The organism is Streptomyces sp. NPDC038213 (genome assembly GCF_055600495.1).
This window is the reverse complement of the sequence record NZ_JBVJYM010000036.1, coordinates 31167-49488: the sequence shown is the minus strand read 5'-3', so window position 1 is coordinate 49488 and position 18322 is coordinate 31167. Positions and strand designations below refer to the sequence as shown.

The following is an 18322-nucleotide window of genomic DNA, read 5'->3' as shown; positions in this document are numbered from 1 at the left end:
TCGCCGGCCCCCGGACCCCCGCTCCCCCGGCACCGCCCGGCGCGGTCAGGTCGTGGGGGGTACCTGCCGTTCGCGCCGGTCGGCACCGGGGCCTGGTTCTGCGGGTGCGGGCTGTCTCAGGCCGGGGACTCGGTGCTGTCGGAGGGGGCGAGAGCGCGACGGCGGATGCCACCCCGCGGGCCGAACTCCAGCACCGCGTAGGGCGTGCCGGCGGGGCGCGGGTCGGTTCCGGGCTCGCCGTCGACCTCGTACAGGAAGATGGCGGACTCCTGGTTCCCGTAGAACTGGGCGTCGGTCTTGACCAGGCCGTCCGCCCGGCGCTCGGGGTCGATGTTGGTGGTGCCGGGCTTGCGCGGGCTGCGGGCTCGGAGCGAGGCCTCGGCGGCGCGGCCGGAGGGCCACCACTCCAGCGGGCGGGCGTAGATGCTGTTCCGGGGGTAGGTGTCCGTGGCGATCGGCTCCCAGACGCCCCAGGTGCGTGCGGCGATGCTCACTGTGGCGCCCCCTCGTCGTTGCCGCGCTCGGTCAGGGCGATGACGGCCGCGTGTTGGTCCGGGCTGAATCCGAGGGGCTTGTCCCTGTCCTGCTCCTGGTCGCTCAGGTACAGGTGGTGCTGACCGTCGGCCCACTGCCGCAGCAGTGCGCGGGCGTCGTCGGGGCTGATGTCGAGCGCGGCCGCTACCTCGGCCCAGGTGGCGCCCAGCTCCAGGGCGGTGTGCAGGCGGGTGCCCCGGCCGTTTTCGACGTCCCGGCGGATCGACTCGCGCAGCGCGAGCTCCGCCACGGCGTCGTGCGCGGTGCCCCGCTCGACGGGGTGCGGGAAGTCCGCCGGGAGGTTGTTGTCCCAGACACGGACGGCGTGCTCGTAGGCCCTGTCCGCCTGCCAGCTCAGCGGAGTACCCGCAGGCACGTCGTCGGGTCGGCTGACCCGGAGGGCCTTCCACTGCTCGAAGTCGGCCATCAGGTGTTCTCCTCGGTGTCGGTGGTGGTGGCGTCCAGCTCGGACGCCACCCACTTCGCTGCTGCGGTGACGCTGGTGAAGGACTTCTCGCCGCTGTTCTTCGCCCAGACCGCGTAGCCCGAGAGGCCGCGGGCGGGCGGGTGGAACTTGGGCCCGATCGCCGCGTGCCACACGGTGGCGCCGCGCTTTCCTCGGCCTTCGGTGACCGCGCCGACGATGTCCTCTTCCGACAGCCGGTCGACCTTCTCCCGGGAGCAGAGGTAGGCGCCGGGCGTGTTGTACTCCCGCAGGCGGAGGAGCGGCGGACCGGGGTAGAGCCACAGCCCGGCCACCCGCTTGGGGGTCTGCCCGTAGCCGATGCGCGCCGTGGTGGTGGTCTCGGTGTCGTGCTCCGTGCCGCCGATCAGGCGGACCGTGTCGCAGGCGCGGCACAGCAGCCGCACGGTGATCCGGTCGTGGCGGTCGCCGTGGCCGCACTCCTCGTTGGGGCACACGTGCTCCGCGCCTTCGTGGCGGGGCCGCAGCTTGCCGTACACGACCTGGTGGTCGACCTCCCACACCGGCTTGGAGCAGTCCGCCCGGTGCGCGAACGGCTCCCACTCCAGGTGGGCGGCGAGGGCGTCGGAACTGCTCATCGAGCGGCCTCCGTCGCGGCGCCGGCGGGCGGGAAGCGGTAGTCGTCGCCGAGGTCCGAGCCCGCGAACAGCTCGTAGTACCGGTCCATCCGGCCCTCGGCCTGCTTGGCGGCGGCGTACTGCTTCACCGCCTCGGCCAGGTCGAAGCCGGGGATGCGCGTGATCCACTCAGCGGTGAAGCAGCCCGGGGGGAAGATCCGTCCAGCGTCCGGGTCGCCGGCGGACAGCCGCACCAGGTTGGCGTCCAGGACGGTGGCGGCCGCGAGCTCCTGGGCGTGATCGCGGGTGTACTCGTCCGCGGCCGACGCCCAGGCCCGGGCCGCCGGGGCGTCGGGGTGCTCCTCGCCGAGCTCCATCTCGTACTGCTCTGCCGCCGCGCGGCACCGCTCGTCGATGCACAGGACGCGGATCTCGCCCAGCTCCCAGGGGCCTTCCTGCCGGAAGGTCACCTTCGTCTTGGCGGTGGTGGCCGCACGCAGCGCGGCGCACTCGCTGGTCTCGCTCTCGACGGCGAGGTTGTGCAGCAGGGTCGCGACGAGTTCGGCGCGGTCCTCGCTCTCCCCGCGGCCGAGGGACTCGGTGTGCACGACGGCCGGAGTGCCTTCGGGCAGGGTGACGGTGGTGATCAGGGACATCGGGCTACTTTCCTTCCGCGGTGAGCCACCGGAGGAGTCCGGTGCGGGCGTCATGGATGGCGTCGTCGTTGCCCGTGAGAACGGCGTTGAGTAGTCCGAGGCCGGGCGTGTCCTCCCGGTAGACGAGGACCGCGGCGCTGTCGTCGGCGGGGAGTGACTCCGGGAGGGTGCGCAGCGACATCACGCTGCCGGGCCCAAGGCCTGCGGCTCGCGCCTCCCATACGTCAACGATCTTCGGACGGTCGCGGACGCGGTGCAGCAGATCGTGGGTGGGGTTCCCGTCCGGCTCACAGTCGTGCGGCCAGCGGTCCGGGCAAGTCGGCCGGGACGCCTCGCCGGAACTGGCCGCCGCCCCGCTGGCCAGGAGGGCGAGACGGGCTACGACGACGTGGCGGGTGTCCCCCTCGGCAACCTGACGGGCCACCTGCTCCAATTCGCGGACCAGGTGTTCCGGCGCCATGAAGGCGACGTCCTCCGGGCCGGGCGTCCAGGTGGTGAGGGAGGTCTGTCCGTCCGCATCGGTGATGCGGTGGGTGGGCTCGACGGGGAACGGCTCGCGGCCCTGTCGGATCAGCTGCTCGATCTGCGCCGTGGCCTCGTCAGCCGTCATGCCGGGGAACATCCCTCCCTCGCGGACCAGGTGGGCGAACTCGTCCAATCCGAGAACGACGCGATCGGTGGCACCTCCGGTACGCCAGCGCTGGGAGGCCAGCACGTAGTCGACCAGGTCCTGAACGGTCTTGCCGGGCATCGCCGGTTCCAGCTCGCCCCGCAGCCGCAGGAGTTCGACGCTCTGGTCGGTGAGCTGGCGGGCGGCCCAGTCGCGGGCGGCGTCGGCCTCGATGTCCTCGTCGGCGTCGCGGCGGTAGCGCTCGGCGACGGCGGCGCACTGGTCCTCGGTGCACAGCACGCGGGCCACAGCCTCGGCAGAGCCGTCGGGGTTCTCGGTGACCTCGACGTCGGCGTTGGTCAGTTCGGCGGCGATGCACTCGGAGACCAGCCGCAGGCCTCGCTCGGCGTTGGCCCCCAGCGCGCTGAGGTGGTCGGCGGTGAGCGGCCGGGAAACCGAGCCGACGCTCCAGCGCACGCGGTGCAGGTGGACGGTGTAGTGGCGGTCCGGCTCTCCCGGTGTGAGGAGGAGCGGCACGTTCAGCGGCATCGGATGGTGACCTTTCCGGACGGCGGGATGGGGAGGGTGGAGGCGGTGCGGGCGAGTTCCTGGAGCCGGTCGAGGTCCTCGTCGGTGAGCGGGCCGCCGTCGGCGCGCGCGTAGTCGATGACGATGGGCGGCTTGGGGGTCGAGAACAGGGCGCCCTGGTCGGGGTGGACCTGTACTGGCTCGTCGCTCATTCGCTGGCCGCCTTCTGCGCGGAGGGGGCGATCTTCCGGAGGCGATCGGCCAGGGCCTCAAGCCGGGTGATCTCGACCCGGATACCGGCGTGCGCGTCGTTGTCGGCCGGGATGAGCCCGGCGCCCTCGTCGAGGAGCCGGGCCACCATGCCGAGGACGTCGGCGGCGTCGGTGATCCCGCCGGCCAGGTCCCCGTCGGTCACCAGGCGCAGTTCGGTACGCGCGAGCCGGTCCAGGGGCTCCAGGCCGCCCCGGTCGAACTCGGCACCGCCGTCCTGGGAGCGGTCGACGCGTACGGTGGTGAGCCCCAGCCCGGGCAGCATCAGCGGCGGCTCGTCGGGACGGTCCGGGTCCGGCTGGCCGATCGCGGCGGCGCAGTGCGCGACCACGACCTGGACCGGATCGGGGTGCAGGGCCTGGTCGGAGCGGACGTGCTCCTCGACGAAGAGCGGGGTGTCGGCGGGCAACGCGGCGGCGAGCGCCGCCAGTTCCCCCGTGGTGTGGATCTCGCGGGACGTGGACAGCACCTCCTTGAACCGCGCGACGTCGGCGGCGTTCTTCCGACGGTGTTCGGACTCGGTCATCACACGGCCTCCCTGCTGGTCAGGTCCTCGTCGGTGCGGCCGCGGAGGATGCCCTCGGCGATCTCGCGCTCCGCCGTCGCGCGACGGCGGCGTTCAGCGGCGGCGGGTTCTTCGATGGCGGCGAGCCGCTCGAAGACCTCGGCACGGGCGAAAAGCCGGGCGGCCCACACCGCGTTCTTCTCCTCGGCGGCATCCGTGCCGACGGCCTCCATCGCCGCGCGGTACGCCTTGTCGCACTCCACTCGCAGTTCCTCGGCCCGTCGCTCAAGGTGTTTCACCTCGGCGCGGCGGTCGTTGGCCTCCTGGCGGGCGGTTTCGTCGCGCAGGGAGGTCAGGTGGCGGCTGATGCCGCCGGGCGCCTCCCCGGTGAGGCTTGCAAGCCACTGATCCAGGTTGTGGGCGTGCTCTGCCGGGTCGGCGGGTCCGCGGCTGATGCCGTTGCGCTGGCGGCCCATCATCATCCAGGCGGCGACTTTGGTGTTCCACCGCTCGTGGGCGGTCTGCCTGGAGGTCCCGGCGGCGTTGCCGATGGCGGTCCAGCTGGAGCCGCGCTCCCGCTCGACGATCACCGCCTGGTCGACCAGCCGGTTGGCGATCCCCTGGACGAAGAGCGCGTCGCGGAGCAGGCCGCCGGGGTCGTCGAGCGGGTACGGGGCGTCGACGTCACGCAGCACCGCCTCGCCGAGCTCGAAGAGCGTGTGCGCGCGGGCGAGCATCGCCTCGTCGACCGGAGTGAGGGCCGGAGGCCGGGACTGCTCGTCGGGTTCGGTGGTCTCATCCATGAGCGTCAGGCTAGACCTGACGACTGACAGTGTCAGGGTTTTGCTGACATCTTCGGCCGAATTCACCCGCCCGAGTGACCGGAACGAACGCACAGGATAATTACAGTTATCCTGTCGGGATGCTGACACCGGATCAGAATGACCCGCAATCAGGTGAATCACCCGACATGCCGGGTCCGGAGGTGGCGTCCGCGCTCGTTCCCGTCCCGCCGGCCGGAGAACTGTCGACCGGCGTCCGCGATCCGCGCGACCTGTGGCCGGAGCACGCCCGCAGGCTCTACGCCCATCTCGTCGACCTGTACGGCGACGGTGACGTCCTGCCGCCGCTCGCCGGGGCCTGGATCGCGAACCAACGCTCGGACAACACCCGGCGCGCGTACGCCCGCGGGTTCCGGGTGTTCGAGGAGTTCGCCCGCGAGCACGGCACCCACCCGATGGCCGTGAAGTTCGCCCTGGCTGATGCGTTCCGGCTGTGGCTGGAGCAGACGCCGACCTGGGTCCGGGTCAAGGGCGGTGCACGCAACGAGATGGTCCGCAGCGGCCCGCCGTACTCGGACGCCTCGCGGGCCAACGCCCTCTCGGCCGCCTCTTCCTTCTTCTCCTACTGGGACAAGGTCAGCGACGCGGGGGTCAAGAACCCGTTCGACGCCGTGCAGCGGCCGGTGATGGATCCGGACTACTCGCCCACGCCCGGCTACACCGAAGCCGAGTGGGCGACGCTCGTGGCCACCGCCCGGGACCACCACCGCATCGCCGCGTACCGCAAGCGCGCGTACGCCCTGCTGCTGATGCTCTACACCCTGGCCCTGCGCATCGACTCCCTCCTCAACGCCCGCGTGGAGGACCTGGGCGAGGACCAGGGTCACCGGGTGCTGCATCTGGAGAAGATGAAGGGCGGCGGCCGGAGGAAGAAGCCCATTCCGCCGGTGGCCTGGAACGCGCTCCAGGACTACCTCGACGGACGCACCACGGGGTGGCTGTTCTGCACGGCGTCCGGCGCCCAGCTCGACGAACCGGCCGTCTGGCGGCTGTGCGCCGCGCTCGCCCGTCGCGCTGGCCTGCCCATCCGCGGCCCGCACGGCGCCAAGGGCGACGGCATCACCCACGCCCTGGCCAAGCCGAACGCCCGCCCCGACAAGGTCCAGAGCTGGGCCGACCACAAGGACTCGCGCACCACCCAGCGCTACAACGCGAGGAAGCAGCTCCTCGACGACAGCCCCGGCTACGGCCTCGGCGCCGACCTCGCCGGCGCGTTGGCGACCGACACCGACTGAGAACCGCCACAGCGTCCCCCAGGGCCCTGAGCTAGGCATACGCCCAGCTCAGGGCCCTTCTCACGTGGTGCGGAGGTCGCTCAACTCGCGCCGGGAGAGGGCCGGTTCACTCGTTCGTGCAGAATTCTGGCCAGATTCTCCCGGGGTCTGGACGGGCCGGTCTCGGTTCCGCCATGCTCCTCCCATGCAGAACCGAAGTAAGAATCGGGCAAGAATTCACCGGAGGCCTTCGTGAAGATCACCATCGAAGGTGCCTCCCCGGACTTCGAGCGGAAGTTGCTCGAACTGCTCGCCGAGCACCGCGAGGAGCTCGCCGTGGCGGTCGACACCGCGTGGAACGTCGAGCGCGCCGTGCAGTATCTCGCCTCGCTGCCGGCCAACGGGCTCACCTTCGCCCGTCTCGTCGTGGAGGCCGACGGCGACAAGAGCGCCGAGGAGCTGCGCGCGGCCTTCGACGGCAAGCTGCGCGGCCCGACCATCGCCCTGTCGCGCGCCATCGGCCGTGGCGAGCGCCGGAAGTGGTGGCCCGCGGGGCTCGAAGCCCCGATCTACCCGCACTACGACCCCAACCACACCAGCTGGGAGAAGGCCATCGCCTACCGGATGACCACGGAGAACGTGGCCGTCTTCCGCGAGGCCTTCGACCGCATCTTCAACCCCAAGTAGAGGAGAAACGCCCATGTCACGGACACAGCAGATTGGCGCCCCCGACCCCGACGAGGTAATGGCCGCGGCCGCGCGCGCTCTGCTCCTGACCCGCTACCCGGCCGCGACGTTCGACGCAACGGGCAAGGTGTCCACCGCGGGGTTCCTGTGCGGCTCCGGCCTCCCCGGCGCCGCGCAGGTGCGCGTGAGCCACCGCACCCCCTTCCCGGGGAGCGCCCTGAACGGGCTGTCCTTCGCCGACGCGGCGGCGGAGGAGTACGTGCTCGTGTCCGCCTACGCCGATTTGCTGCGCGAGCACGGGTGGTCGGTCCGCGAGCTGCCGACCGATCGGCACCGCCTCCTGCTCTCCGCGCCGTTGTGCCCGGAGTGCGCGGCCTCGACTCAGCCCTTCGAGGCGGAGGGTGAGTCGCTGTGGCGCTGCCCCGCGTGCTGCCGGCGCACGTACGGCACGGACGACCCGGACCGTGACTCCGACCTCCCCTCGTACACCGAGACGGACGCCGACGGGAGCGTCACCGTCTACCACGGCAGCGGGGAGGTCGACATCGAGGCGACCGCCGAATGGGCCTCTCAGAGCAGCGAGGAGACGACACTGTGAGCCTCTTCGACCACCCCGCCCTCGCCGCGGAGACCCTGTGGCGCCGCCTGGTCGAGCACCAGCCCGCCGTCGCGGCCGCCCTCGGCCTGCACGTACGGGAGCTCCCGCAGGACTGGCCGCAGCGCGAGCTCGGCGTCTTCCGCCCTGAGGCCGCCTTCCGCCTGGCGCCGTCCGAGCAGCACGAGCGGGTGGAGATCGAGCCGTACGACACCGACTGGGAGAACTGCGGCGCCTGCTCCGAGGCCTCGGACCCCTGCCGGTTCCACACCGGCTTCGAGACCGGCTACAAGGCGCTGCATCAGCCGCTGCTCGACGCCATGGCGCTCGACCCGGCGGCCACGGTGGCCGCCGTGCTCCAACGGCTGGCCGACGACCACGACACGGACAGCGACCCGCAGGTCGCGCCGGAGAACACCGGAAAGGCGCAGGGATGAACGACACCACGCAGAACAACCAGCAGGAGCCCCGACCGCTCTTCGTCGCCGTCGGGCCCGCCGGTTCGGGCAAGTCGACCGCCGCCGCCTGGTTCCCGGTAGATGCCGTGGTGTGCCTGGACGAGCTGCGCCGCGAGATCAGCGGGGGCAACCCGGGCGACCAGTCGGTGACCCCGGCCGCCGTCGCCCGGCAGAACAGTCTGCTGGACGAGCACCTGGCCGCCGGCCGCGCGGTGTTCGTCGACTCCACGAACGTGGAGCCGCAGGTCCGCGCGGGCCTCCTGGAGCTGGCCCGTCGCCACGGACGCGGGGCCTTCGCTCTGCGCTTCCCGGTCGACCTCGACACCTGCCTGGCCCGCAACGCGCTGCGGGCGGACGACCGTCGTGTCCCCGAGGCCACGCTGCGCTGGCAGCACGGCCTTGCCCAAGAGGCCACTCCGGAAGCCCTGCTGCGGGAGGGCTTCGCCGAAGTGCACGACATGCCCGACTTCGACCCCGCAGCGGCAGGAGCGACCATGTCCATGGACGACGCCCTTGCCCCCGAGCGGATCGCGGATGCCGTCGCCCTCCTGCGCAAGGCGCAGGAGGGCGACCAGGAGGCGCACGAGGACCTCGGCAACTACTTCCCCGGGTACGAGAGCCTGGTGATGCAGACCGACCACCTGCGCTACCTCGAACTCGCCGCCCGGGCCGGTCTGGAGGCCACGCACCTCCTGATCATGCACATCGAGGCCGACACGTGGGGGGCGTCGGTGGACACCTACACCTCCGACCTGGGGAGGCCGCTGGCGTCCGTGAGCCTCGGGGACTACGCCAGCAGGACCGAGGCGGTCCGGGAATCGGTGCGCGCCGCGACGGACAACGGGTGGGTGCTCGCCCCCGAGCACGAGTGGGCGGACTTCGACTGCGGCGGCGGGGAGATCCACATTCCGATCCACGTGCGGCCGGTCGCCGGGTGAGCGCGGCCGCCGACGCCCCGCGTCTGGACCGGGCGGAGACGTACGCGGAGACCACTCACCGGATCTACGGCGACCAGCGGGCCTCCCCGCCAGCGCGGGAGCTCCTGCTCGCCGTGGCGTACGCCCTCTTCGTCGCCCCGGGCGAGCCCGGGCGGGTGCTGAGCACCGCCGCCCGGGCCCTGGGCCGGAGTTCGACGACGGGCCGCCCCTTGTTCGACGCCCTGGTCGCCGACGACGCACCCCGCTACGAGCCGCCCGCCGCGGCGGGCGACTGGGGCCCGGGCGGCGCGCCGGGCTGCGAGGCGCCCCGCCTGCGCCCCTACGTCTACCGGCCCCGCATCAAGACCACCGGGCCGGAGGAGGGCGCCGCAGTGCTCCTGCGGCCGCCGCCCACGCCGCTCCTGCACGCCTCGGGGGGCTTCTCCCCGCCTCCCGTCGACCACCGGAACGCGGAGGGCATCTGCGGGTCGAACTCCCACCACAAGGTGCTGGAGCTCGACCCGCGCACCGGCTGGACGATCCCGCACTGGTTCTGCAAGCGCCACCACGACCACGCCGAGCGCGTCGCCGGGCAGGTGCGCGAGCAGAACGCCGAAGCGCCCGAGCCGATCCCCAACCGGGGCGGGCTGCTGCCCTCGTACTTCAAGGCTCCCTGGGAGAAGGTCTACCGACACTACGCCCCGGCGAGCTGGAGGCCGCCCGCGTACGGGCTGGCCGCCGACGACTGGCCCGACCCGGGCAACCCTCCGCCGCGACGCCGGCGGCGCCTACACGCCGTCTCCGACTGACCCTCCTGACCCCTCGGCCGCTCTGCACCGGATGCGGCACGGCGGGGAAAGACGCACAACAACGCGAGCTCCACCCCTCCCTCACGGAGCGCCGGAGCTCGCGGTTTATCTGGCCAGAAAGACCAAACCAGGGGCGGGGCCACCCGCCCCCCTACGGAAGGAGATCCGGGTGGGTACCTACGAGACCGACCTCGCGGCCGCGAAGCGCTCGCGCACGGCGTGGGGTTGCACCTGCGGGGCCGACAACCCGCCGTCGTACGACGCCTGCCACGACTGCCAGCGCCCGTCGTGGTCCTGCGCGGCCTGCGGCACCGTCAACCCCTCCGGCCGCAGCCATTGCGACCTGTGCGACGGCACGATGCCCGCCGAGCTGCTGGGCGACCGCGAGGAGGGGTTCGAGATGACCTACGAGGAGTGGATCGCCACCCAGGTCGGCCCCCGCGTCGTCGGTGGCCGGTACGACCACGGCCACGCCGAGAGCGTCTACGAGGTCCTCGCGATCGAGCGCGGCCCGCGCCCGCTCGGCGTCGGGCTGCCCGTGTGGGACATCACCGTCCGGTTCGAGAGCGACGGCCGGGAGAGGACGCACTGCACCGGCTGGGACCCCCGCCGCGACAACGTGGTGGCGCCGCCGGCGGCCGCCGAGGAGGGCTCGTGCTGAGCACCCTGCTTGCCGTCCTGGGGACGCTGCTCGGCGCGATCGTCGCCGGAGCGATCCAGCACCGCACCACCCGCGCCAGCCTGGACGCGGCCCGGCAGGAACAGCGCCGGGACAAGGAGTTGGCGGCCGCGACCTCCTTCGCCTCCGCCCTCGCCGCCCACCGCCGGGCCATGGCCGTCCGCGAGGGCCTGCGGCTCGCCGGAGCCGCTCCCGGGGTCTTCGCCGCGGCCCGGGCCGAGTCGCACGCCACCCGGTCCGCCGTGGAGGCGCCGATGGTCACGGTCTCCATCCTGATGCCCGACCTGACCACGGTCGCCGAAGCAGCGGCGCGCGCCACGTACGCGCTGCGTGACGCCCCGGACGACAAGACCCTCGACGTGCTGCGGGCGCACGCGCTCGCGGCCGCGGACCGGTTCGTCGCGGCCGCCGCCGGCCACTTCTCCAACCAGGGCGGCTGACCCCGGCGCGGCCTGAACGGCAGGCACCGAGGAGCGGTAGACGCACAACGACGCGGGCCCCGGCTCCCCTCTTGCGAGGGGGAACCGGGGCCCACGGGTTATCTGGCCAGACAGACCGTTCCTACTCGGCGGACTCCGGTACGGCGAAGCTGTGCATACAGTCGCCGCACATGATGTTCCTCTTGGCCAGGGTCTTGGGTGAGACCCGGATGACCGCCGGCGCCGGGCACTGGCACTCGGCCTTCACGTAGTTCCGGTCCTCTTTCTCTGGACGCGGCGGCTTCTCCTCGCCGTCATCGTCGGCGTCGTCGTCGAGCCCGGTCTCACCCGTGGTGGTCTTGCCCTTGCCCCCGCCTCCGGTACTGACGGGGATGTAGGCGGGGACGCGGGTCGCCTGGATGGCCTTGTCCAGGGCAGCGATCTGGTCGGCGTACGCCTCCTTGGCCTCGGCGGAGAGCACCGGGAACGCGAACCCGTACTTCTTCTTGTCCCTCGGGTCGACGGTCTTCGTGTAGACCATGCCGAGCTCCAGCGCCACGGCCTTGAAGTTCTTGTTGTGGTACTGGCTGATCGAGCAGTCGTCGATGCCGCGCACGCAGTTGACCCCGTGAGTGGCCTCGTGGACCAGGGTCTCCATGGCCTCCACCGCGCCCCTGAGGAGCGACTCGGCGGTGACGAAGACTTCGTGGTGGGTCGCGTCTCCCGCCCTCGCTTTCCAGCGGTTGCGGGAGAAGTGGGCGAGCTTGACCGCCGACTCTCGGCCGCCGGTGGCCATCGTGATGATGGCCTCGGGTACGTCGCTGTGCCGGGCACGGATGGCGTTCCAGGCCTCCACCAGGGCGTTGGTGATGGCGAGGCCGATCTCGGAGATCGGGGTCGTGGGGAGGTCGGGCACGAGCTCCAGCGACGGGGTGGGCGCGGGCTCGGGGATGACGGCGATGTCGACTGCGGCCTCTGTGGTCATGGCCCCACCTTATCGAAAACTCACCTCTTAAGAGGTGAGTTTCTGGGGTGAGTTGGGCTCGTCCCAGTTGACGGAGACATGGGCGAGCCCCTGCCGGGCCGACCCGGCAGGGGCTCTGGGCGCCTGTGCCCCACGGGGGGAGGCCACAAGGCGGTCTAGGTAGGGCGCTCGACGAGGAGCTCGGCCCCGGCGGCGGCCCGGTGGGAACCGCCGTCCGTGAAGCGGATGGTGAGCATCAGGCCCCCTATGGCCCCTGGCGCCGAGGAGGGGGTGCCCTGCACGGTGCGGGTGGTCCCGTCGTCCAGGTGGACGACGTCCCCGCTGCGTACGGTCGCGGCGACGCGCGGCCGGGGATCAGCCACGGTGCCCGCACTCACTGGGCGGTCGCCCGAAGTTCGGGCAGTGCGTCGGCGGCGGCGTTCAGGACCTCGGCGAGCGCGGTGGCCGTGCCCGCGTTGCAGCCGCCGAGCTCGACCCGGCCGTTGCCGTTCACGGGGAAGCCCGCCTGGAGGCTCGGGAAGACGATGCCGACGCGGGCCAGTGCCTCCTTGAGTCCTGCGGCGGCGACGTCGCCGGCGCGCAGCGCGTCCGACTCCCGCGCGTTGTGGGCTGCTCGTTCCTTGGCCGTCATGGTCATCGGTCTACCTCCGTCGTCTCGTACAGGGCGTCCAGGGCGATCTCCCACTCGCGGCCGCCGCTGGAGTCGGCCCGCCGCAGGAACGCGGTACGGCCGATCTCCTTGTCGGACACGGGATCGCGGCGTATGACCAGGGCCGTCACCCGCCACCGCTGCTCCTCGTGGTCCCGGAAGACCGTCTTGCGCAGAGCGGCGGGGAGCTCGCCCGCGTCGCGGTACTCCAGCTGCGCCATGGTGTCGACCGTAGGACGACATGACGCCCTGTCAGGGGACAAGCTGTCCCCCCACGTCCAGGGGGACAGCTTGTCCCCCTGCCGGGCGGCGATCGGAGGGAACCGGGCCCGTACGCCGCGGCGGGCCACTACCGTCCTGCACATGACCGACGAAGCCGAGTTCCCGGTTCTCTACCTGGTGAAGCGCTGGCTGTTCACCTGGGAGCAGCACCGTCCGGGCGGCTGTCGGTGCGTGTGCCGCATCTACCACGGCGGATCCGGGACGTGCTTGGCGGCGGCCGAGCCCGGCCGTCTGCTGCGCCTGATCACGCGCCCCGCGGTGGAGGCGTTCGGGCCAGCGGACATCACCGAACCTCTGCCGCTGTGCGGCGCCTGCTACACCTCTCTGGCCCCGCTCAGCGAGCCGGAGGGCGACCCGCTCCTCGGGTAGCCCTCCGGCGCCGGCGCGCGTTCCGGGGTCAGGCAGCGACGCCGATGTCCTCGGCGAGCTGACGCGCCGTGAAGGCGAGGGCTCCGGTGGACGTGCGCTCCAGGTCTGCGGCGAGGGCCCGGCCGGAGGGCACGTACCGCACGGCCTCCGGGGAGGTCTCGTAGGCGAGGCGCAGGTACTGGAGGGCGGAGGCCCTCTCCTTGCGTACGTGCTCGGCCTTGGCCGCGTCCAGGAACAGGCGCGAGCGCCGCTCGACGGAGGGGATCGAGCCGGGGTCGGTCTCGGTGAGCTGTTGCAGCGCGATGCCGGGGGTCCGGAGGTCCGCGCCGATCGTCACGGCGTGGACGACCACGTTGCCGGTGCCGAACATGGTCCACGGGTGGGCGTACTGGCTGCCGAGATTGGTGGCCGTGCGGTCGGCCTCGCCGTGCCAGCGCCACGCGTCGCCGTCGCGGCCGTCCTGGGCGGCGGTCACCGCGGCGTGCAGGCAGAGGCTGCCGAACATGCCGCGCAGCCGGTCCGAGCCGCCCTCCAGCTGCGGGCGCAGGATGTCGGCGGCGTCGGCCACCATCCGCAGAGCCTCCTCGGTGTAGCCGGAGACCCTCAATCCGTTGCCGATGATCCAGGCCGCCGAGGCGAGCGCGATCGGGTCGTCGGCCTGCTCGGCGGCCATCCGGGCCCGGTCGACGATGACCCAGTACAGCTCAGGCTCGACGATGTGGGCCACGTACTGCTGGGCGAGGGCGTAGGTCTCGGAGAGGACCACCGAGGCTCGGCGCTTCTCGGCGCCCTCGGCGGACCGCACCGTGGCGTGCCCGGCCTCGATCAGGCCGGGTAGCACCGAGGCGACCGCCGTGCGCTGGTCGCGGGCGCGGTGCCAGACGTCCCACGCCTGCCGGACCCGTCCGGCCAGATGCCCGACGTCTTCCGGCGTGCCGGCCGCGGCGAACAGCGGCGCGTGGATCGCCGAGCGCAGCGCGGTCACGCCGGAATGGGTGACCTTGCCGCCGTCGTACACCGGCACGGAGACATCCGCCCGGGTCAGCTCGTTGACGTCCTGGCAGCCCAGTACCCGGGCCAGCTGCACGATCATCGCGAGCGACCGGACGGTGCGGTCCCCGCGTTCGACCTTCTTGACCCAGTCCTCGCTCCGGGCGACCAGGCCGCCCAGCGCCGAGCGGCTGAGCCCGCGATGCTCGCGGCGCGCCTTCAACAGCTCGCCGTCTACCGTCATCTGCACGTTGTCATCAGGCATGTGAGCCCCCTCAGCAGGGATATACCCGCCAGGGTAGGGGCTTCCCCGGGGCCGGGCGGCCAATCCCGGGGAAGCCCGCAGCTAAGGGGGCGTCAGGCGTCCTCGCGGCGCCATGCGCTGGGCACGATGCCGGGCATCCGGTGGTCGACCTGGTGCTCGCCCTTGGTGCAGCCCGCGAACGGGCCTGAGGAGGGGCGGAGCTGCGCGAGGCAGGGGTCGAGATGGTCGCGGTGCCACGTCGAGGGGCCGGTGTAGCCGCAGGTGGCCGGGTCGGTGAGCTCCTGCCACGCGAGCCAGCACGCGTGGAGCCGGGCGACGGCCACGGGGTGCTCGAACCAGTTCGGGCACCAGCGGGCGTCGCTGCTGGGCTCGGCCAGGTAGCCGGGGACGAGGACCCCTTCCACCCACTCGATCAGGCCGCGGAGCTCGTCGTCGTGCTGTGGGGAGTCCAGAAGGAGGATGAACGGCGGGAAGGCCCACTCGTCCCCCTCCTCGTCCGTCTCCTCGGGCTCCTCGCCGGCCGCCTCGTCGTCGTCGGCGAAGGCCTCGCCCGTCCCGCCCGCGCCGCCCTCGGTCAGGGTCTTGACCTGGGCGGACAGGGCGGCGACTTGGGCCTTGAGGTCTTCCATGTCCTGGAAGAGACCCATCGGGACCTCGAAGTCGGGCCCCGGCTCGGGGTCATCAGCCACGGCGGGCGGCCTTCCTCTCCTCGTGCGCGGCCACGGCGCGCTTGGTGATGGCCGCTTCCTCGGCCTTCATCTGCGGTCCGATGTAGGCGAGGTCCTTCTCCTCGTACCAGGGCCTCAGCGCGATCTGCGCGACGGGCATACCGGTCGACATCAGCAGCGCCGTCCCCTTCTTCATCGCGCGGATCTCGGCGGGATCGAGGATCTGCTCGCGCTGCTCGGACCAGCTGCGGCTGCCGCCGTCCTTGCTCTTGGAGTACGAGCCGCGCTCGATGTAGTGGGCGCCGACGAGGTTGGAGAGGTCCTGGGCGAACTTCGCGTCGTCGATACCCACGCCGATGATCTTCTTGGTGGCCGCTCCCCACATGGCGTCCATGCCGACCTCGCCCCAGCTCTTCACGCCCTGCCGGTAACTCTGGAGGATCACGAAGGGGTTGATGCCGCGCGAGCCGAGGTGGCTGAACAAGTCGGGCAAGTCCGCGATCTTGCAAATGTTGGCGGCCTCGTCCAGGACGGCTCGCATCGGCTCGGGCAGGCGGCCGCCGTGCCGCTCCCCCGCCTCGGCGCCGGCGGTGAACACCGCGTCGGCGACGGCCGCCACCAGGGCGCTGGACGGGCCGCCCTTCTTGCTCAGCAGGTAGAGCGTGTCCTTGCTGGTCGCGAAGGCCTCGGGGTCGAACCTGGGGAGGTCCTTGTCGGGGGTCACCCACGCGAGGACCTTTTCGTCCCGGAGCGCGCTCATGGCTGTACGGGCGTTCTGGAAGATGCCGCTCTGGGTCTCCTCGGCGATGTTCACCGAGGAGTCGACCTGTTCGGCGAGCACCGGCTCGTGCGCGTACAGGATGTTCATCGGGGCCTTCTCGCGCGGGTCCGACAGCCAGCGCATCACCTCGCGGACCGTCGCACCGTCCCACCACGCGGCGCGGAAGAGACCGGTCAGCAGATCCGCGGCGGCCTGCGACCAGAACGGGTCGGCCTGCTCGCTCGTGATCTGGTTGGTGAAGTGGCTGGCCAGCCGCTCGGCGCCCTCCAGCGTCTCGGCCTGGGCGATGAGGTCGATCCACATCTTCCGCTCGGCCTGGGCGACGCCCTGGGTGTCGAAGAGGAAGGTCTGCCCGATCTGGGAGCGCGAGCCCATCGTCGCCGCGTAGACGTCGGCCTTGTTCGACGTCATCAGCAGGGCACCGGGGGCCTCTTCGGCGACGGGGATCGCCAGGGAGGTGGACTTGCCCGCGCGGGGCGCCATGATGGCGACGAACGTGTCCTCGTCGCTGCCGCGGAGCTCCACGCCGGAGGGCATGTGGTTGCCGAGCAGCACGCCACGGTCCCGGGGTGCGACCTCCTTCGGCTTGGCGCCCTTGAGGGAAGCCCGCAACCGGGTCGCGGTGAGGGCCGCGGGCACGGGGGTGAGCTCGCGCAGCTGGTGGAGCGTGGCCAGCGAGCTGGGGTTGCGGAACCACTTGAAGGACACCTTCAAGCCCCACACGATCAGGGCGACGACGGCGACATCGAAGAGCCCGGCCCCGATGCCCGAGGCGACCGGGGAGCCCGCCCACACGGTCCCCCAGTCCTCGACCATCCGGTAGACGGTCAGCGGGGACAGGGGTGCCACGTCTTCGCCCGTCACCACCGCGCCGGCGGCGGCCCCGGCCCACGTGGAAGCAGACAGGGCCACCACGCCGCCGAACACGATTCCTCCGGCCGCCCAGTGGCGGTCGTTCTCCGTCATCATCAGGCGTCGCCCCCCGTGTGCCGTGCCCGGCGCTGGTTCGTGTCCGTGCGGTACAGCCGCTTCTCGGTGTTGGTCAGCTCCAGGGCCGACGCGATCCCGGGGCGGGTGCCGATCTTGATCAAATACTTTCCGCGGCCCGGGTGCCGGGCGCCTTCCTCCTCGACCAGCGGCCGGTCCTCGCTGCCTTCGCCGAGGACGGTGGGGTCGATGTCAAGGCCGGTGGAAGTCGCCGAGGACCAGGAGCCGATCATCATGCGCTCCTGCTCGGTCAGGCTGCGCTTGCCGGTGACGCGCCGGAGCTCCTCCTCGGACGAGGCACCGATCACCCAGGTGTCGCACCGGTCCATCAGGCCGCGCGCCTTGGCCCGGTCCTGCTCGGTCGGCAGGGCCTCGACGTCGAGCAGGGAGTGCGTCACGTAGATGGTGACGTCGTCCGTCGTCCTGTTCAGGCGGCTGATCGCGTCCATGGCGTCGACCAGACCCGGGCCCGAGCGAAGGGCCCGCCACATCTCGTCCATGGGCAGGACCAACTTGCGGTCCATCAGCCCGATGGACCGGGCGGAGTCGATCGAGCTGTAGGTGTACGCCCACGTCGCGATCATGCCCGCGCTGACCACGTCGTTTCCGCGGGCCCGGAGTGCGGAGATGTCCACGCTGACCGCGGGGGCGTTGATGTCCAGCGCCGTGGTGGTGGGGCCGTCGAAGAGTCCCCGCAGCGGTCCGCCTATCAGGTTGTCCAGTCCGGCGATCACCGAGCGGGTCAGGTCCTGGTAGCGGTCGCCGTCGGCGGCGAGCTTGCTCCTCAGCTCCTCCGGGGCCGCGCGCAGGACGCGGACGACGTCGGCGACGATCGGGTCGCTGCCGGACTCCTGGGCGTCGGAGGCCACGTGAACGGCGGTGTCGAGCGCGCTGCGCTCGATCTCGTCCGGGGTCCGGCCGAGACCGTGCTTGGTGGACAACAAGGCGACCAGGGTTTCGAGCCGCCGGCCGTTGAGGACGTCGAGCAGTGCCTGGCGCCGGTCGACCGGCAGCGTGGCGACCCGCCCCTTCAGGGGACCGGAGTCCAAGGGGTTGATGCGGCCGATGCCGTCGCCGATCCGTACGACGGACCCGCCCAGTTCGGAGATCAAGCCGCTGTACTCGCCCTTGACGTCGCCCGGCACACACACCATGTGGCCGTACGCCGAGTAGACCAGGCATACGCGCTTGACCAGGGCAGATTTACCCGCACCCGGCTGCGACATGACCCAGACGCCTGGGTTGGTGGTCAACTTGCCGGTCCAGCCGGACGGGTCGATGCACACCAGTTCGCCGGTCAGGACGTCCCGGCCGACCGGCACGCCGCGCGGCGGCAGACCGGATCCGAGGAGGAACGGGTAGATGCCGCCCACCTGGGTGCTCGGGCCGGTGTAGACGGTGCCGGAGTCCTCGACAGCGACGCGGCCGCCGAAGCGGCCGCCCCACCCGAGCCGCGGCGCGAACCGGGCCCGCAGCTTCTTCGCGGCCCGCCGCTCCTCGCGGGTCGGGCCCTGCTCGGCCACGCGGACCACGCGCTTGGGCGTGGTCACCGCGGGCGTCTTCGTCTTCTTCGCCATCGCCG

General features: G+C 72.0%; 25 protein-coding genes. 9 read left to right on the top strand and 16 right to left on the bottom strand.

What is annotated here, in order from left to right:
• Positions 1-116 precede the first annotated feature (116 nt).
• Genes ACZ7JZ_RS31935 through ACZ7JZ_RS31900 form a run of 8 tightly spaced genes read right to left on the bottom strand, consistent with a single transcriptional unit; the run spans position 117 to position 4947 of the window.
• Positions 117-494 carry a hypothetical protein gene (locus ACZ7JZ_RS31935; protein ID WP_470945575.1) on the bottom strand — a complete coding sequence of 126 codons (378 nt, stop codon included), beginning with the start codon at positions 492-494 and terminating at the stop codon, positions 117-119.
• Positions 491-961 (bottom strand): hypothetical protein, encoded by a 471-nt coding sequence (locus ACZ7JZ_RS31930; protein ID WP_470945572.1) that lies wholly within the window; start codon positions 959-961, stop codon positions 491-493. Before ACZ7JZ_RS31930 ends, ACZ7JZ_RS31935 begins: the two co-directional genes overlap by 4 nt.
• Positions 961-1596 carry a hypothetical protein gene (locus ACZ7JZ_RS31925; protein ID WP_470945571.1) on the bottom strand — a complete coding sequence of 212 codons (636 nt, stop codon included), beginning with the start codon at positions 1594-1596 and terminating at the stop codon, positions 961-963. The genes ACZ7JZ_RS31930 and ACZ7JZ_RS31925 overlap by 1 nt, the downstream gene beginning before the upstream one ends.
• Positions 1593-2231, bottom strand: coding sequence for a hypothetical protein (locus ACZ7JZ_RS31920; protein ID WP_470945569.1), 639 nt, complete (start codon positions 2229-2231; stop codon positions 1593-1595). Before ACZ7JZ_RS31920 ends, ACZ7JZ_RS31925 begins: the two co-directional genes overlap by 4 nt.
• Before the next feature lie 4 nt (positions 2232-2235).
• A complete protein-coding gene (locus ACZ7JZ_RS31915) occupies positions 2236-3390 on the bottom strand; it encodes a hypothetical protein (RefSeq protein WP_470945568.1) in 1155 nt (384 codons plus the stop codon).
• Entirely contained in the window at positions 3381-3581 is a 201-nt protein-coding gene (locus ACZ7JZ_RS31910; RefSeq protein WP_470945566.1) for a hypothetical protein, read from the bottom strand. The genes ACZ7JZ_RS31915 and ACZ7JZ_RS31910 overlap by 10 nt, the downstream gene beginning before the upstream one ends.
• On the bottom strand, positions 3578-4165 hold the full coding sequence (locus ACZ7JZ_RS31905) for a hypothetical protein (protein ID WP_470945564.1): 588 nt from the start codon (positions 4163-4165) through the stop codon (positions 3578-3580). The genes ACZ7JZ_RS31910 and ACZ7JZ_RS31905 overlap by 4 nt, the downstream gene beginning before the upstream one ends.
• Positions 4165-4947 carry a hypothetical protein gene (locus ACZ7JZ_RS31900; protein ID WP_470945563.1) on the bottom strand — a complete coding sequence of 261 codons (783 nt, stop codon included), beginning with the start codon at positions 4945-4947 and terminating at the stop codon, positions 4165-4167. The genes ACZ7JZ_RS31905 and ACZ7JZ_RS31900 overlap by 1 nt, the downstream gene beginning before the upstream one ends.
• A gap of 167 nt (positions 4948-5114) precedes the next feature.
• Here ACZ7JZ_RS31900 and ACZ7JZ_RS31895 point away from each other — a divergent pair, with 167 nt between their 5' ends.
• From ACZ7JZ_RS31895 to ACZ7JZ_RS31860, 8 genes are all read left to right on the top strand, one after another.
• On the top strand, positions 5115-6221 hold the full coding sequence (locus tag ACZ7JZ_RS31895) for a tyrosine-type recombinase/integrase (RefSeq protein ID WP_470945561.1): 1107 nt from the start codon (positions 5115-5117) through the stop codon (positions 6219-6221).
• Positions 6222-6452: 231 nt separating this feature from the next.
• Positions 6453-6887, top strand: coding sequence for a hypothetical protein (locus ACZ7JZ_RS31890; protein WP_470945560.1), 435 nt, complete (start codon positions 6453-6455; stop codon positions 6885-6887).
• 13 nt (positions 6888-6900) lie between these two features.
• A complete protein-coding gene (locus tag ACZ7JZ_RS31885) occupies positions 6901-7485 on the top strand; it encodes a hypothetical protein (protein ID WP_470945558.1) in 585 nt (194 codons plus the stop codon).
• Positions 7482-7919: a hypothetical protein gene (locus tag ACZ7JZ_RS31880; RefSeq protein WP_470945556.1), complete on the top strand. Its 438-nt coding sequence runs from the start codon at positions 7482-7484 to the stop codon at positions 7917-7919. The genes ACZ7JZ_RS31885 and ACZ7JZ_RS31880 overlap by 4 nt, the downstream gene beginning before the upstream one ends.
• Positions 7916-8878, top strand: a complete 963-nt coding sequence (locus tag ACZ7JZ_RS31875; RefSeq protein WP_470945554.1) for an AAA family ATPase — start codon at positions 7916-7918, stop codon at positions 8876-8878. Before ACZ7JZ_RS31880 ends, ACZ7JZ_RS31875 begins: the two co-directional genes overlap by 4 nt.
• Positions 8875-9666, top strand: coding sequence for a hypothetical protein (locus ACZ7JZ_RS31870; RefSeq protein WP_470945552.1), 792 nt, complete (start codon positions 8875-8877; stop codon positions 9664-9666). The genes ACZ7JZ_RS31875 and ACZ7JZ_RS31870 overlap by 4 nt, the downstream gene beginning before the upstream one ends.
• A 169-nt stretch (positions 9667-9835) precedes the next feature.
• Entirely contained in the window at positions 9836-10327 is a 492-nt protein-coding gene (locus ACZ7JZ_RS31865) for a hypothetical protein (protein ID WP_470945549.1), read from the top strand.
• Positions 10321-10785, top strand: coding sequence for a protein kilB (locus ACZ7JZ_RS31860; RefSeq protein WP_470945547.1), 465 nt, complete (start codon positions 10321-10323; stop codon positions 10783-10785). The genes ACZ7JZ_RS31865 and ACZ7JZ_RS31860 overlap by 7 nt, the downstream gene beginning before the upstream one ends.
• A 121-nt stretch (positions 10786-10906) precedes the next feature.
• On the opposite strand, the gene ACZ7JZ_RS31855 is transcribed toward ACZ7JZ_RS31860, so the two are convergent.
• The 4 genes from ACZ7JZ_RS31855 to ACZ7JZ_RS31840 form a co-directional block, all read right to left on the bottom strand.
• Positions 10907-11749: a hypothetical protein gene (locus ACZ7JZ_RS31855; RefSeq protein WP_470945545.1), complete on the bottom strand. Its 843-nt coding sequence runs from the start codon at positions 11747-11749 to the stop codon at positions 10907-10909.
• A 155-nt stretch (positions 11750-11904) separates the two neighbouring features.
• Complete coding sequence (locus ACZ7JZ_RS31850; RefSeq protein ID WP_470945544.1) at positions 11905-12111, bottom strand: hypothetical protein; 207 nt, start codon at positions 12109-12111, stop codon at positions 11905-11907.
• 11 nt (positions 12112-12122) lie between these two features.
• Positions 12123-12386 carry a hypothetical protein gene (locus ACZ7JZ_RS31845; protein ID WP_399823750.1) on the bottom strand — a complete coding sequence of 88 codons (264 nt, stop codon included), beginning with the start codon at positions 12384-12386 and terminating at the stop codon, positions 12123-12125.
• Positions 12383-12619 carry a hypothetical protein gene (locus tag ACZ7JZ_RS31840; RefSeq protein WP_470945542.1) on the bottom strand — a complete coding sequence of 79 codons (237 nt, stop codon included), beginning with the start codon at positions 12617-12619 and terminating at the stop codon, positions 12383-12385. The genes ACZ7JZ_RS31845 and ACZ7JZ_RS31840 overlap by 4 nt, the downstream gene beginning before the upstream one ends.
• 142 nt (positions 12620-12761) lie before the next feature.
• On the opposite strand from ACZ7JZ_RS31840, the gene ACZ7JZ_RS31835 reads away from it, so the two are divergent.
• Entirely contained in the window at positions 12762-13049 is a 288-nt protein-coding gene (locus tag ACZ7JZ_RS31835; protein WP_470945541.1) for a DUF6372 family protein, read from the top strand.
• Between the two features lie 28 nt (positions 13050-13077).
• On the opposite strand, the gene ACZ7JZ_RS31830 is transcribed toward ACZ7JZ_RS31835, so the two are convergent.
• The 4 genes from ACZ7JZ_RS31830 to ACZ7JZ_RS31815 all read right to left on the bottom strand — a co-directional run bounded on the left by ACZ7JZ_RS31830 (position 13078) and on the right by ACZ7JZ_RS31815 (position 18317).
• Positions 13078-14304 (bottom strand): helix-turn-helix domain-containing protein, encoded by a 1227-nt coding sequence (locus tag ACZ7JZ_RS31830; RefSeq protein WP_470945539.1) that lies wholly within the window; start codon positions 14302-14304, stop codon positions 13078-13080.
• A gap of 92 nt (positions 14305-14396) precedes the next feature.
• Positions 14397-14993: a DUF4913 domain-containing protein gene (locus tag ACZ7JZ_RS31825; protein ID WP_470945537.1), complete on the bottom strand. Its 597-nt coding sequence runs from the start codon at positions 14991-14993 to the stop codon at positions 14397-14399.
• Positions 14986-16722: a type IV secretory system conjugative DNA transfer family protein gene (locus ACZ7JZ_RS31820; protein ID WP_470945534.1), complete on the bottom strand. Its 1737-nt coding sequence runs from the start codon at positions 16720-16722 to the stop codon at positions 14986-14988. Before ACZ7JZ_RS31820 ends, ACZ7JZ_RS31825 begins: the two co-directional genes overlap by 8 nt.
• Positions 16722-18317 carry an ATP-binding protein gene (locus tag ACZ7JZ_RS31815; RefSeq protein ID WP_470945531.1) on the bottom strand — a complete coding sequence of 532 codons (1596 nt, stop codon included), beginning with the start codon at positions 18315-18317 and terminating at the stop codon, positions 16722-16724. Before ACZ7JZ_RS31815 ends, ACZ7JZ_RS31820 begins: the two co-directional genes overlap by 1 nt.
• Positions 18318-18322: the final 5 nt, after the last annotated feature.